The sequence below is a fragment of the Psychrobacter sp. AOP7-B1-25 genome, from assembly GCF_052376195.1.
Lineage (GTDB): Bacteria > Pseudomonadota > Gammaproteobacteria > Pseudomonadales > Moraxellaceae > Psychrobacter.
The window spans coordinates 300,769-314,336 of sequence record NZ_JBQSVK010000003.1 but is presented as its reverse complement, the minus strand read 5'-3'; the positions used below and the strand labels follow the sequence as shown (position 1 = coordinate 314,336).

Here is a 13,568-nt window from a genome sequence, read left to right as displayed (position 1 = left end):
AACAAAATAACAAATAGTTATTAGAATTGTGGTGAAAAATTTAGAATTGAAAACTATAGCGAAGCAATCATTTACGATATGTATGATAAAGACAACTATTTATTAGATAGCATATTGTAATCTGTAGCGTAGCTTGTTATATTATCGCTGCACTCAACGTTAGCCGTTATTTTAGACTGCCGTAGTGCCAAATCAGGTAAAGTTAATAATTTTACCGCCAAGGGCTTGCATTCTATGCTAAATATTGTATAATGCTGTCCTTTACACCCATAGGCGATTGGCTCAATTGGTAGAGCATCGGTCTCCAAAACCGAGGGTTGTAGGTTCGAGTCCTACATCGCCTGCCATCTTCTTATCACATCTTTGTTGTACCCCACCATCTCCGAAGCGAGTTCTTTATGAGCAATGATCAAGATAACCTCGAGACTAAGTTATCTGATGCCAAGGCGGGTGCTGGTGGAATGCTGTCTAAAGATAAGCACGTTTCAGCTAGCGGTACTACTGCTGTTGAAGTGGCTAAGACTGGCTCAGCAAAAGATTTGATTTTGTGGCTACTTGCTGCAGCTGTATTAATCGGTGCGACTCTAGTAAATCAATACTTACCAGGCTATTGGCAACCCGCCAACGATGTTTGGGTGCGTATTGGTATTATTGTCGCACTTGTTGTATTTGCATTAGTTTGTTTGGCGTTAACGCACCAAGGCCGTGCTTTTAAAATTTTGTTAAAAGACGCTGCTGTTGAGCTTCGCCGAGTGACATGGCCCGGTAAAGACGAAACCTTTCAATACACATGGCAAGTGATTGTTGTGATTGCGATTGCAGGTTTGTTTATTTGGTTATTAGATAACTTTTTTAATTGGTTCGTTGGTATTTTTATCGGTTAATAGCACGTATTAGTGACTATTAATAAGATATTTACTTATAACGACTTATTTATAATGATCAGGAGCGTGATATGCGTTGGTATATTGTCCAAGCGTTTTCAGGATATGAAAAACAAGTACAACGTTCATTAACTGATCGTATTAATCGTAGTGACTTCACTGAGTCATTCGGTGATGTATTGGTTCCTACTGAAGAAGTCGTCGAAATGAAAGATGGCAAAAAACGTAAAAGTGAGCGTAAGTTCTTCCCTGGATATGTATTGATCCAAATGGAAATGAACGACAATACTTGGCACATCGTAAAAGACTGTCCTCGTATTATGGGTTTCATTGGTGGTACGCCTGAGATGCCTGCACCGATTACACAAGTAGAAGCTGATCGCATTTTAAACCGATTGAACCAGACTGAAACTGATCCACGTCCTAAGACTTTATTCGAGCCAGGCGAAGAGTTGTTGGTTATCGATGGTCCGTTTACTGACTTTAAAGGGTTGGTTGAAAAAGTGGATTATGAGAAGTCTAAGCTACATCTAACGGTAAACGTATTTAATCGACCTACACAGGTTGAGCTAGAGTTTAGTAAAGTTGAAAAACTAGACTAAAATAGCAAAATATTCATCAACCGGGGAGCTGTTAGTTAACTAGGTATATACCCTGTTAATTTGGCGCTATCACCCATTCAGGAGAGTAACATGGCTAAGAAGATTGATGGTTACATCAAACTGCAAGTGCCTGCAGGCAAAGCAAATCCTTCACCACCTATTGGTCCAGCTTTGGGTCAAAAAGGCGTGAACATCATGGCGTTCTGTAAAGAATTTAACGCTGCGACCTCAGGCCAAGAGCCAGGTCTACCGATCCCAACTGAGATCACAGTATACAGCGATAAGTCTTTTACCTTCATCATGAAGTCACCACCAGCTGCATATTTACTACGTAAGGCTGCTGGTATTGCTAAAGGTTCAGGTACACCGAACACTGCTAAAGTTGGTAAAGTTGACCGTGCACAACTAGAAGAAATCGTTAAGACTAAAGATGCAGACTTAACTGCAGCTGATCTTGACGCTGCTGTTCGTACCATCGCTGGTACTGCACGTTCAATGGGTATTACCGTGGAGGGTGTATAATGTCTAAGCTAACCAAACGTCAAAAAGAAATTCAAAGCCGTATTGATAACGAAAAGCAGTACACTATTGAAGAAGCGGTTCAAATCCTAAACGATTTGCCAGCGCTAAAATTCAAAGAGTCTATCGATATTTCAGTAAACTTGGGCGTTGACCCACGTAAATCTGACCAAGTAGTTCGCGGTGCAACCAACCTACCTGCTGGTACTGGTAAAACCAAACGTGTTGCTGTATTCGCTCAAGGCGCTGCTGCTGAAGCCGCTAAAGAAGCTGGTGCAGACATCGTTGGTTTTGAAGACCTAGCAGAGCAGATCAAAGCCGGTAACATGGACTTTGACGTTGTTATCGCAGCTCCAGATGCAATGCGTGTTGTTGGTCAATTAGGTACTATCCTAGGCCCACGTGGTCTAATGCCTAACCCTAAAGTTGGTACAGTAACGCCAAACGTTGCTGAAGCTGTGACTAATGCGAAAGCTGGTCAAGCTCAGTATCGTGTTGATAAAGCTGGTATCATCCACAGCACTATCGGTCAAGTAGGTTTCACTGCTGAGCAAGTTATGCAAAATGCTCAAGCACTAATCTCAGACCTAAAGCGTGCTAAGCCTGCTACTTCGAAAGGTACTTTCATTAAGAAAATTACCTTATCTAGCACTATGGGTCCAGGTCTAACAATCGATCCAGTACCTTATCGTACTGCTAAATAATTAAAGTCTTTATTATTCAATATTTGAGCTTCAAATATTTTGAATAATAAACACAAACAGTTTTTAAAGAATTAGGTCAGCGTAGTATTTGCTACGCTGTCTAAGACCGTAGGTAGAGAGTGGTTTAAAGTTATAGGTAATAATCTTCGGATAGTTACTATAATGATGAGTCACTTTTGTTAATCGACGACAGATGAAAATCTTAGTTGTCCTACGCAGACGGTGGCCCACACAGTTTAAGACAAGAGCGAATAGGGCGATATGGATTATTTATAATCCTCAAACTATTACTCAACGTCATTCTGATAACGGTGCCGTAATCAGTCGTTACCAGTAGATGCTTTTTTTACTAATTGAATCTGTTGGTAATGTGTCGTATCAAGTCAGTCTTAGCTTATAGTTCAAGCGTATAAAAACGTTGTTTTTATCACTTTTATTATAAGTTGATTGATAAGATTAAAGGAGTCAACTTATGGCATTAACGCTAGAACAAAAACAACAAGTTGTGGCTGAAGTGTCTGAAGTTGCTGCTAATGCTTACTCAGCAGTAGCTGCCGAATATCACGGTATTGGTGTTGCACAGCTTACTCAGCTGCGCCAACAAGCTCGTGAAAAAGGTGTTGTTTTAAAAGTGGTAAAAAATACACTAGCAAAACGCGCTTTTGAAGGCACTAAGTTTGAGAGCATGTCAGACCGTATGACTGGTCCACTACTTTTGGCTTTCTCTATGGAAGATTTGGGATCTGCCGCTCGAGTCGTTTTCGACTTTAGCAAAGATAACAAAGCTTTAGAGACCAAATTAGTATCAGTCGGTGGTGAAGTTTATGGTCCAGAAGAGCTAGAGCGCGTATCGAAGCTACCAACTCGCGACGAAGCAATCTCTATCTTGATGGCTACTATGAATGCACCAGTGACCAAGCTTGTCCAGACTATGAACGCTGTTCCTGGCAAGTTCGTTCGCACTGTAGCGGCAATCAAAGACGCAAAAGAAGCTGCTTAATTGCTTGTTTTAACGTAACTTTAACATCGCTAATCCTGATTGCATTTTATTGTCACACCTATTTGAAATGTCGACAAGCAATCAAAGCGATATTAGAATCAATTAATTTTTATCAGATAACGGAGAGTTCTCATGGCACTATCTAAAGATGACGTGTTAAATGCAATCGCTGAAATGTCAGTAATGGATATCGTTGAGCTAATCAGCGACATGGAAGAAAAATTCGGCGTAACAGCTGCTGTTGCTGCTGCACCTGCTGCTGCCGGTCCTGCTGCTGCTGCTGCTGAAGAAAAAGACGAGTTTGACGTAGTTCTTGCCAGCTTTGGCGAGAAGAAAGTTGGCGTAATTAAAGCCGTACGTGAAGCTACTGGTCTTGGCCTGAAAGAAGCGAAAGATTTGGTTGAAAGCGCTCCAGCTCCAATCAAAGAAGCTGCATCTAAAGCTGAAGCTGAAGAGTTGAAAAAGAAACTTGAAGAAGCTGGTGCAACTGTTGAACTAAAATAAGTTTAACTACTGTACGAAAAAAAGCTGGTAATGCCTTGCATTGCCAGCTTTTTTTTACTATAATTCGTAGCTTGACCTTTTGTGTCTGCCAACATACGTATGCAACATCACGGTGGATACCCATCAAAAGGACAGACGATATACATGCAAGCACACATGCCAGTTTTTGAAATCAGTTAATATGAGCTAAACGTCCGTAGATGTTTGGCATTTTTTTGTGTCTGCATGCTTTCCTATTAACACTATAGTTTATACTGATTCTAAAAGTTATAGTTACCCCGATTATTAATCCTGAAAAAAGCGGTATTCTCAAAAAAGCTGTTGATCATAGTTGCCTACTTGATGTGGCATGACTGTCGATATTTAGTCTTACAGACAGTTTGTATGTGTAGGGGATATAGTTGGTGATAAGTAGTCTAGATGGCAAGCGGTATATATGCAATCTTAATAGACGTTATTTCCCAGCAATGTATTAGTAAATCAAGCCTGATAAGTAATCCATTATGGCTATGTGATATTGAATTTTTTAGTTGCAACAGTCATATAGACTGATTCACTTACCATGAATTTAGCAAGCAACGACGAGATTAAGTGAAGTGTGCTAGGTAAGCACTGAAGAGTAAAGTAGTAATTGACAGAAAAGACATGAACTGAACACGAAGACCCGTTTTATATTATCGTTTACGTCGCCGCGTTTGCATCGTATTTATGCTGACTGGCCACGCTTTTAATTTGTTTCCACGTTTACTGTAAGGACTCTCGATGGCATATTCTTATACTGAAAAAAAGCGTATTCGCAAAAGTTTTGCTGAATTGCCCACTGTAATGGACGTTCCCTATTTACTGTCTATTCAAGTAGATTCTTACGAGCAATTTTTGCAAGAGCACAAAAAGCCAAAAGCTCGTGAGAATACTGGTTTGCAAGCTGCGTATTCCTCTATTTTCCCAATTGAGAGTCACTCTGGTAACGCAGAGCTACAATTTGTTGAGTACTATTTAGGCACGCCTGAATTTGATGAGCGTGAGTGTATCTTACGTGGTTCAACGTTTGCTGCGCCTATGCGTGTCAAAATCCGTTTGATCATCAAAGACAAAGATAGCAAAGACAAAGATAGCAAAGCGGCTATCAAAGATATCCGCGAGCAAAGCGTTTACATGGGCGAGATGCCTTTGATGACTGCTAACGGTACTTTCATTATCAATGGTACTGAGCGTGTTATCGTATCTCAGCTACATCGTTCACCTGGTGTGTTCTTTGACCATGATAAAGGTAAGTCGCATTCAAGTGGTAAAGTGCTTTATAACGCACGTATTATCCCTTACCGTGGTTCATGGTTAGACTTTGAATTTGATGCAAAAGACCTAGTATTTGCTCGTATTGACCGTCGCCGTAAATTACTTGCGTCAATCATTCTGCGTGCACTTGGTCTAACAACTTCTGAAATCCTAGATTTATTCTTTGATAAAGTTGCTGTTTATAAAGGCGAAGAGCAGTTTGAAATCGATCTAGTTGCTGATCGTCTACGTGGCGAGATGGCTCAGTTTGATATCGTATCACCTGAAGGTGACGTTATCGTAGAGCAGGGCAAACGCATCAACGCACGTCGCATCCGTCAGCTTGAAGAAGCAGGTATGACGAAGATTGCTGTGCCTGATGAGTATCTATATGAGCGTATCTTAGCGGAAGATATCGTTGTTAATGACGAAATCATTGCTAAAGCGAACACGCCAATTGACCATGAATTATTGGTTAAATTAAGCGCATTTGAAGCCAGTGAAGCGCTTAAAGAATTTAGTATTCTATTCACTAACGATATCGATCAAGGTAGTTATATTGCTGATACGCTACGTGCAGATAGCACCTCAAGCCGCGAAGAAGCACTAATCGAAATCTATAAAGTAATGCGTCCAGGTGAGCCACCAACGGTCGAAACTGCTGAAAAACTGTTTGAAAGCATGTTCTTCAATGCAGATCGTTACGACCTATCGAACGTTGGTCGTATGAAATTTAACCGCCGTCTTGGTTTGGAATTTGATAACTCTGACGATCCTAATGTACAGCGCGAACGCAGTGTGTTGACCAACGACGATATCGTTAACGTTCTAAAAGAGCTTATCGAGATTCGTAATGGTCGCGGTGATGTCGATGACATTGACCATCTTGGTAACCGCCGTATTCGTTCAGTGGGCGAGATGGCAGAAAACCAATTCCGCGTTGGTCTAGTACGTGTTGAGCGTGCAGTTAAAGAGCGTTTGAGCTCTGCTGAATCAGATAACCTGTCACCACAAGACTTGATTAACTCTAAGCCTGTAGCGGCTGCGGTTAAAGAATTCTTTGGTTCAAGCCAGTTGTCACAGTTTATGGATCAGAACAACCCGTTGTCTGAAGTTACCCATAAGCGCCGTGTATCAGCATTGGGACCTGGTGGTCTAACTCGTGAACGTGCAGGCTTTGAAGTACGTGACGTACATGATACGCATTATGGCCGTGTATGTCCTATTGAGACTCCTGAAGGTCCAAACATTGGTCTTATCAACTCACTAGCGACATTTGCTAAAACCAATAGCTTTGGCTTCTTAGAAACGCCGTATCGCCGTGTGATTGATGGCAAAGTAACGGATATCATTGAATATCTGTCAGCGATTGAAGAAGTAGGTACTGTTATTGCACAGGCTGACTCACCGTTGACCGAAGATGGTGCGTTATCTGATGAGATGGTCAGTGTACGTAGCTATGGTGAATTTGTTCGTATGCCGCCAGAAAAAGTAACGCATATGGACGTATCACCAAGTCAGGTAGTATCGGTTGCAGCAGGTTTGATTCCGTTCCTAGAACATGATGATGCTAACCGTGCCTTGATGGGCTCGAACATGCAGCGTCAGGCTGTTCCTACGCTACGTGCTGATAAGCCGTTGGTAGGTACTGGTATGGAGCGTCACGTTGCTCGTGATTCTGGTGTTTGTGTTATCGCTAAGCGTGGCGGTGTGATTGAAGATGTTGATGCATCACGTATCGTTGTTCGTGTAAACGAAGACGAGATGACTGCTGGTGAAGCGGGTATCGATATCTATAACTTGATCAAATACACGCGCTCTAACCAAAACACTTGTATCAACCAACGTATCATTGTTAACCAAGGTGATGAGATTGCTTTGGGTGATATCTTGGCTGATGGTCCTTCAACGGATCTTGGTGAGCTAGCACTAGGTCAGAACATCCGCATCGCATTTATGCCGTGGAATGGTTACAACTTCGAAGATTCAATTTTGCTATCTGAGAAAGTAGTTAAAGAAGACCGTTTCACTACGATTCATATTCAAGAATTGACTTGTGTGGCTCGTGATACCAAGCTAGGTACAGAAGAAATCACTGCTGATATTCCAAACGTTGGTGAAGCAGCGCTATCAAGTCTTGATGAAGCAGGTATCGTGTATATCGGTGCTGAAGTTGACGCTGGTGACATCTTAGTTGGTAAAGTGACGCCAAAAGGTGAAACGCAACTAACGCCAGAAGAGAAACTACTACGGGCTATCTTTGGTGAGAAAGCGGCGGATGTAAAAGACACGTCACTACGTGTACCGACTTCTAGTAAAGGTACGGTTATCGATGTACAGGTCTTTACCCGTGATGGCGTTGAGAAAGACGCACGCGCAAGAGCGATTGAAAAATCGCAGCTTGATAGCTACCGCAAAGATTTGAAAGAAGAGCTACGTATCTTTGAAGAAGCAGCACGTGGTCGTATTGGTAATTTGCTAGATGGCCAAAAAGTTAGCGGCGGTGCTGGTCTGAAAGCTGGTACGGTTATGGCATTGGCTGATATGAAAGATATGAGCCTTGAGACATTGCTTGATATCCAACCAGTAGAAGAAGAAATCTCTGAGCGTTTGACCCAGATTTCTGATTACTTGGTTGATAAGCAAAAAGATATCGATGTGAAATTTGCTGAGAAAAAGCGCAAATTAACCGCTGGTGATGACTTGCAACATGGCGTACAAAAAATCGTTAAAGTATATCTAGCGGTTAAGCGTCGTATTCAGCCTGGTGATAAGATGGCTGGTCGTCATGGTAACAAAGGTGTTGTTTCACGCATCATGCCAGTTGAGGACATGCCTTATGATGAAAATGGTAATACCGTTGACATCGTATTGAACCCACTTGGTGTACCATCTCGTATGAACATCGGTCAGGTTCTAGAGACGCATTTGGGTATGGCAGCGAAAGGCTTGGGCGAGAAGATTGACGGCATGCTCAAATCTCAAGCGGCGATCAAGGAGCTACGTGACTTCTTGGACAAAATCTATAACCAAGTCGGCGGCGAGCAAGTTGATCTTGATAGTTTGAGTGATGACGACATCATGGCGCTATCAGCCAACTTACGCGGCGGTGTACCAATGGGTACAGCAGTATTTGACGGGGCAAGAGAAAGCCAGGTCAAAGATTTGCTAGAGCTTGCTGGTATGGATCGTGATGGTCAGCAAACGTTATATGATGGTCGTACTGGTCAGAAGTTTGACCGTAAAGTAACTGTTGGCTACATGTACATGCTCAAACTTAACCATTTGGTTGATGACAAAATGCATGCACGTTCAACAGGTTCTTACTCTCTAGTAACGCAGCAGCCATTGGGCGGTAAAGCACAGTTTGGTGGTCAGCGCTTCGGTGAGATGGAAGTATGGGCACTAGAAGCATACGGCGCGACTTACACGTTGCAAGAAATGCTAACAGTGAAGTCGGATGACGTTGAAGGCCGTACGCGTATGTACAAAAACATTGTTGATGGTGAGCAGTACATGGATCCAGGCATGCCTGAGTCGTTCAACGTACTGACCAAAGAAATCAAATCACTGGGTATCAATATTGAGTTAAAACAAAGCAACTAGCCCGTTGTTTAACTTAGTTGTCCACTAAAGGCAGTCTGCTTTATTGCTGCTGCTTTTAGTGATTTGTCTCAACCCTATTCATTGCCTTCATTCATCTTATCTGCGTTAATGGTACGCTGTCAGATGATTATAAAGATAACGGAGAAGCAACTTGAAAGATTTACTCGATATCATGCAAAGCCCTACCGGCAACGGTAATCAAGAGTTTGATAGCATTCAAATTACTTTAGCTGCACCTGACGTCATCAAGTCATGGTCGCACGGCGAAGTAAAAAAGCCTGAAACCATCAACTATCGCACGTTCAAGCCTGAGCGTGATGGTCTTTTTTGTGCCAAAATCTTTGGTCCAGTAAAAGACTTCGAATGTTTATGTGGTAAATATAAGCGCCGCAAGTTCCAAGGCGTTATCTGTGAAAAATGTGGTGTTGAAGTTACCACTGCTAAAGTTCGTCGTGATCGCATGGGTCATATCGATCTAGCCAGTCCTGTGGCGCATATTTGGTTCCTAAAATCATTACCAAGCCGCATCGGTCTATTGCTAGACATGACGCTACGTGATATCGAGCGCGTTCTATATTTCGAAAGCTATATCGTCACTGAACCTGGTCTAACTAGCTTAGAAAAGTACCAGTTGCTTGATGATGAAGATTATTACAAAGCGCTTGAAGAGTTTGGTGACGAATTCACTGCCAAGATGGGTGCTGAGGCTGTCCAAGACCTATTGAAAGATATTGATATGGATCTTGAGATTGATGAGCTACGTGAAGCGATTCCGCAAACTGGTTCTGAGACTAAGCTTAAGAAAATGTCTAAGCGTCTCAAATTATTAGAAGCATTCCGTGATTCTAATAACAAGCCTGAGTGGATGGTAATGAACATCTTACCAGTACTACCACCAGATTTGCGTCCGCTAGTACCGCTAGAAGGCGGCCGTTTTGCGACGTCAGATCTAAACGATCTATATCGCCGTGTGATCAACCGTAATAACCGTCTTAAGCGTCTGCTTGAGCTGAGCGCCCCTGATATCATCGTGCGTAACGAAAAGCGTATGTTGCAAGAATCAGTGGATGCGTTGCTTGATAACGGTCGTCGCGGTCGTGCCATCACTGGTAGTAACAAACGTCCATTGAAATCTTTGGCAGATATGATCAAGGGTAAGCAAGGTCGTTTCCGTCAGAACTTACTTGGTAAGCGTGTCGATTACTCTGGTCGTTCGGTTATCGTTGTGGGTCCAACACTACGCCTGCACCAGTGTGGTCTACCTAAGAAAATGGCACTAGAGCTATTCAAGCCATTTACTTATAACAAACTATTGTCTCATGGCTTAGCAACGACGATTAAAGCTGCCAAGAAGATGGTAGAGCGTGAAGAGCCACAAGTTTGGGATATGCTGGCCATGGTTATCCGTGAGCATCCAGTACTCCTTAACCGTGCACCAACACTTCACCGTTTGGGTTTACAGGCATTTGAGCCAGTATTGATCGAAGGTAAAGCCATCCAGTTGCATCCGCTTGTTTGTACTGCATTCAACGCCGATTTCGATGGTGACCAAATGGCCGTACACGTGCCATTGACGCTAGAAGCGCAGCTTGAATCACGTGCCTTGATGATGTCTACCAACAACATCTTGTCACCTGCGAACGGTGATCCGATCATCGTACCATCTCAAGATGTTGTACTGGGTCTATACTATATCAGTCGCTCGTCTATCAATGCTAAAGGCGAGAGCATGGTTTTTGCTACCGTTAATGAAGCATTGCGTGCAATTGGTTCAAACGACCTACATGTAAACGCGAAGATAAAAGTGCGTGTTACTGAAACGCAAATTGACGAAGAAGGTAATGAGACTAAAGAAATCAGTATCAAAGATACGGTTGCTGGTCGTCTACTTATCTGGAATATCATGCCTAAAGGTATGACGTTTGATGAGTGCAACCAAGAGATGACGAAGAAAAATATCTCTCGCTTAATCAACTCTTGCTACCGTAAAGTTGGCGTAAAAGAGAGCGTTATGTTTGCTGACCAATTAATGTATCTTGGTTTTGCTCAAGCAACGCTATCTGGTGTGTCTATCGGTATCGATGACATGGTCATCCCACCACTTAAGAAGCAAATTATCGGAGTGGCAGAAGGCGAAGTTCGCGAAATCGAAGATCAATTTGAGCAAGGTTTCGTTACTGCTGGTGAGCGTTATAACAAAGTCGTTGATATCTGGTCACGTACCAATGACAAAGTCGCTAAGGCGATGATGGACAACTTGGCAACAGATAAAGTTATCAATGCACAAGGTGAAGAAGACGAGCAGAAATCATTCAACTCTATCTTTATCATGTCAGATTCTGGTGCTCGTGGTAGTGCGGCACAGATTCGTCAGTTGGCTGGTATGCGTGGTCTGATGGCTAAGCCGGATGGCTCAATCATTGAGACACCGATTAAAGCTAACTTCCGTGAAGGTTTGACGGTACTACAGTACTTCATCTCAACTCACGGTGCACGTAAAGGTCTAGCAGATACGGCACTGAAAACGGCTAACTCAGGTTACCTAACTCGTCGTCTAGTTGATGTGGCACAAGATTTGGTTATCACGAGCGATGATTGTGGTACTGAAGAAGGCCTACTCATGAAACCACATATTCAAGGTGGTGAAATCATTGAGAAGCTAGGTGAGCTAGTACTGGGTCGTGTGACTGCTCGTGATGTTACCTACAATGATGATACTGATAAAGTATTGATTCCAGCAGGTACATTGATCGATGAGTACTGGGTTAACGTCCTTGATAACAACGCGATTGATGATATCTGGGTACGTTCAGTAATTACGTGTGATGTCGAACATGGCGTTTGTTCACAATGTTATGGCCGTGACCTTGCTCGTGGTCATAAAGTGAATATCGGTGAGTCAGTGGGTGTTATGGCCGCACAGTCTATTGGTGAGCCAGGTACTCAGTTGACTATGCGTACGTTCCACGTAGGCGGGGCAGCAAGCTCGGCTTCTGTAGACAATAGCATCTCTGTACGTAATGCTGGTCAAGCACACTTCGAGAACATGAAGACGGTTCAACATACTGATGGTCATTTAGTCATCGTATCTCGTTCAGCTGAAATCGCATTGACCGATGAACTTGGTCGTGAGCGTGAGCGCTATAAAGTACCTTATGGTTCTAGCGTACTAGTAAAAGACGAAGAGCAGGTCGAAGGTGGTCAAACTATCGCTAAATGGGATCCGCATACGCATCCAATTATTACTGAATTTGCTGGTACAGCACGCTTCAGTGATATCATTGATGGTAGCACTGCAACAGTGAAGGTTGATGATGCTACTGGTATGAGCTCATTTGAAATTTTAGCCACTCGTGACCGTTCAAGCTCAGCAAAAGACTTACGTCCTGCGATCATCTTGAACACTGACGAAGGCAAAGAAGTTGTTTACTTCTTACCAGCTGAAACTATCATCCGCGTGAGTGATGGTGAGAAGGTTGCAGCAGGTTCGATCTTAGGCCGTGTACCACAAGCTTCTTCTGGTACGAAAGATATTACCGGTGGTCTACCACGTGTTGCTGATTTGTTTGAAGCACGTCGTCCGAAAGATCATGCCATCATGGCAGAAATGACTGGTGTGGTTAGCTTTGGTAAAGAAACCAAAGGTAAGAACCGTTTCATCATCACCAACGAAGATGGTGAAGTACATGAAGAGCTAATCCCGAAATGGCGTCAAATCAACGTCTTTGAAAACGAAACGGTAGCACGTGGTGAAGTGATCGCTGATGGCCCACAGAACCCACATGATATCTTGCGTCTGAAAGGACAAACGGCGCTTGCTGACTATATCGTCAACGAAGTACAGGACGTTTATCGTTTGCAGGGTGTAAAAATCAACGACAAGCACATCGAAGTTATTATTCGTCAGATGCTGCGTAAAGTTGAAATCACTGATGGTGGCGATTCAAGCCACTTCAAAGGTGACCAGGTAGAGTATGCTGATATCAAAGCCTTGAATGCTAAGCTAGAAGCGGAAGATAAGTTCCCAGTACAGTTTGAGCGTCAATTGCTTGGTATCACTAAAGCAAGTCTAGCAACTGAAAGCTTTATCTCAGCGGCGTCATTCCAGGAGACAACTCGTGTCCTAACTGCTGCTGCTGTGACTGGAAAAGTAGATGAGCTACGTGGTCTGAAAGAAAACGTGGTTGTTGGTCGCTTGATTCCTGCAGGTACTGGTCTTGCTTATCATAAGACACGTAAAGAAAAAGCAGATCAGAAGCTACAAGATAAAGATCTTAATGCAGCGTTTGATATGACTGCAAGTACGGATAGTAAAGACTTTGCAAGCTTTGATGAAGCCTTCGCTCAAGAGTTAAACCAAGACAACTAATCATGTTGAATATTTTTGACTCATGCTTAATTTAATGAAAAAGCCAGCCTAGTTGCTGGCTTTTTTGTGCGTATAAAAAATCGAAAAATGCATAGTGCTATGATC

At 42.8% G+C, this 13,568-nt stretch carries 8 protein-coding genes and 1 tRNA gene; all 9 read left to right on the top strand.

Annotation, left to right across the window (positions count from 1 at the left end; all coding sequences use genetic code 11):
• Positions 1-271 precede the first annotated feature (271 nt).
• Positions 272-347, top strand: a tRNA-Trp gene (locus ACT3QR_RS05355).
• Positions 348-398: 51 nt separating this feature from the next.
• Positions 399-884, top strand: a complete 486-nt coding sequence (gene secE, locus ACT3QR_RS05350) for a preprotein translocase subunit SecE (protein WP_444520351.1) — start codon at positions 399-401, stop codon at positions 882-884.
• 71 nt (positions 885-955) lie between these two features.
• Positions 956-1,486 (top strand): transcription termination/antitermination protein NusG, encoded by a 531-nt coding sequence (gene nusG / locus ACT3QR_RS05345; RefSeq protein ID WP_201599900.1) that lies wholly within the window; start codon positions 956-958, stop codon positions 1,484-1,486.
• Positions 1,487-1,576: 90 nt separating this feature from the next.
• Positions 1,577-2,008, top strand: coding sequence for a 50S ribosomal protein L11 (rplK, locus tag ACT3QR_RS05340; RefSeq protein WP_193006699.1), 432 nt, complete (start codon positions 1,577-1,579; stop codon positions 2,006-2,008).
• Entirely contained in the window at positions 2,008-2,709 is a 702-nt protein-coding gene (gene rplA / locus ACT3QR_RS05335; protein ID WP_444520350.1) for a 50S ribosomal protein L1, read from the top strand. The genes rplK and rplA overlap by 1 nt, the downstream gene beginning before the upstream one ends.
• Positions 2,710-3,181: 472 nt before the next feature.
• Positions 3,182-3,709 (top strand): 50S ribosomal protein L10, encoded by a 528-nt coding sequence (rplJ, locus tag ACT3QR_RS05330; protein WP_444520349.1) that lies wholly within the window; start codon positions 3,182-3,184, stop codon positions 3,707-3,709.
• A 132-nt stretch (positions 3,710-3,841) separates the two neighbouring features.
• Positions 3,842-4,213 carry a 50S ribosomal protein L7/L12 gene (gene rplL, locus ACT3QR_RS05325; protein ID WP_444520348.1) on the top strand — a complete coding sequence of 124 codons (372 nt, stop codon included), beginning with the start codon at positions 3,842-3,844 and terminating at the stop codon, positions 4,211-4,213.
• Positions 4,214-4,975: 762 nt separating this feature from the next.
• Positions 4,976-9,094, top strand: a complete 4,119-nt coding sequence (gene rpoB / locus ACT3QR_RS05320; protein WP_444520347.1) for a DNA-directed RNA polymerase subunit beta — start codon at positions 4,976-4,978, stop codon at positions 9,092-9,094.
• Positions 9,095-9,245: 151 nt separating this feature from the next.
• Positions 9,246-13,463, top strand: coding sequence for a DNA-directed RNA polymerase subunit beta' (gene rpoC, locus ACT3QR_RS05315; RefSeq protein ID WP_444520346.1), 4,218 nt, complete (start codon positions 9,246-9,248; stop codon positions 13,461-13,463).
• The last annotated feature ends 105 nt before the right edge of the window (positions 13,464-13,568 follow it).